The sequence below is a fragment of the Ramlibacter albus genome, assembly GCF_014297445.1.
Taxonomy (GTDB): domain Bacteria; phylum Pseudomonadota; class Gammaproteobacteria; order Burkholderiales; family Burkholderiaceae_C; genus Ramlibacter; species Ramlibacter albus.
This window is the reverse complement of record NZ_JACORU010000036.1, coordinates 1-1,155: the sequence shown is the minus strand read 5'-3', so window position 1 is coordinate 1,155 and position 1,155 is coordinate 1. Positions and strand designations below refer to the sequence as shown.

General features: G+C 64.1%; 1 protein-coding gene. It reads right to left on the bottom strand.

From position 1 onward, the window contains the following. Positions 1–128 precede the first annotated feature (128 nt). Positions 129–1,103, bottom strand: a complete 975-nt coding sequence (locus H8R02_RS30005) for an IS5 family transposase (protein ID WP_187085712.1) — start codon at positions 1,101–1,103, stop codon at positions 129–131. Positions 1,104–1,155 lie beyond the last annotated feature (52 nt).

Genomic DNA, 1,155 nt, shown 5'->3' with positions numbered 1-1,155 from the left:
TAGGGCTACGCTGATTTAGCGGCCGATTTTCGACGCACGCGTTTCGCGAGGCTGGATCTGAGGTTCGCGCGAGCGGGTTTCATCGGTTTTCCTGTCGATTTGAGGGGCCTCACGGCCCCTTTTCACCCTTACGGGCGCACCTTCACCAGCAGCAGCCCTCGGGTCATGTAGATGTTGGCCAGCGCGAGCGCCGTGAACGCGCGCGTGGCGTTCTTGTGCAGCCCGCGGTAGCGCACCTTGCTGAAGCCCCACAGCCGCTTGACCACGGCGAACACGTGCTCAACGCGAGCGCGCACCTTGGACTTCTCCCGGTTCCTGCGACGTTGCAACTCTTCGGCCTTGTCGCCCGTCTTGCGCACGCGCTGGTTGGTGCAGTCCTTCGCGGCAGGCGCCTTCTCGGCGATCACTTCCTGTTGTCCCGTATAGGCACAGTCCCCGTACACGCGCAGCTCGTCGCCGTGCAGCAGTTCGGGCAGCGGGTGTTTGTCGTGCACGTTGGCCGAGGTGACCACCGCGCTGTGCGCCAACCCCGTGTGGGCGTCCACGCCGATGTGCAGCTTCATGCCGAAGAACCAGTTCTTCTTTCCCTTGGCCGTCTGGTGCATCTCCGGGTCGCGCTTCTTGTCCTTGTTCTTCGTCGAGCTGGGCGCGCTGATGATCGTGGCGTCCACGATCGTGCCAGCTCCCACTTTCATCCCTTGGGCCTGCAGCACTTCGCCCACCTTGGCGAACAGCGCTTGCCCCAGATGGTGGGTCTCCAGCAGACGGCGGAACTTCAACAGCGTGGTGGCGTCGGGCACGCGCTCGCGCCCCAGGTCGATGCCCACGAAGCTGCGCAGGCTGGCGCTGTCGTACAGCGCTTCTTCGCAGGCCTCGTCAGCCAGGTTGAACCAGTGCTGCACGAACAGCATGCGAAGCATCCGCTCCAGCCCCACCGGCGGGCGGCCGCCTTCTCCCTTGGGGTAGTGCGGCTCGATCACCGCGCACAATTCCTGCCACGGCATGATCTTGTCCATCGTACTGAGAAACACGTCGCGCTTGGTCGGGCGGCGGAACTGCTCGAAGCCCTTGTCGGCGGCCATGGCGAGGGTCTGTTGCTTCATGCTCCGATCAACGCATCAGCCGTGCTCGTGGTGGACCTTTTTCAGCGTTGCC